We start from the raw sequence: 329 nt of genomic DNA, 5'->3' as shown, positions 1-329 counted from the left end.
AAAGCCTTAGCTAGTTTAGAGTTTTTAAGCATATTCTTTACTTTTAAACTCTCCATACAAAGGGTTTTAGCGTGCCTGACTAGGGCGGTGCTGAGTTTGTGTAAGAAATCGTTACGGGTGTTGGCGATTTTGGTGTGTAATCGATTCAGCCGCAAGCTGGCTTTAAGATAATTGCGCGACTTCTTAACTCCGTCATTCTTGGTTTTCGAATGCCGTTTTTTACTAAGTTGTCTGCTAAGTCTTTTGAGCGCTCTTGTCAGCCTATTTAAGGGCTTGGGTGCTTGTATCTGTAAGCCATTAGATAGACTAGCAAACGCTTTAATGCCGGT

At 41.9% G+C, this 329-nt stretch carries 1 protein-coding gene; it reads right to left on the bottom strand.

Annotation, left to right across the window (positions count from 1 at the left end; genetic code table 11):
* On the bottom strand, nt 1-329 hold a 329-nt coding region (locus KCO92_RS07265; protein ID WP_210647491.1), incomplete at both ends, for a transposase.

It is taken from the genome of Helicobacter salomonis (assembly GCF_017979425.1).
GTDB classification, from domain to species: Bacteria; Campylobacterota; Campylobacteria; order Campylobacterales; family Helicobacteraceae; genus Helicobacter; species Helicobacter salomonis.
The sequence above is the reverse complement of the archived record's forward strand: the minus strand, read 5'-3'. Positions and strand labels throughout refer to the sequence as shown.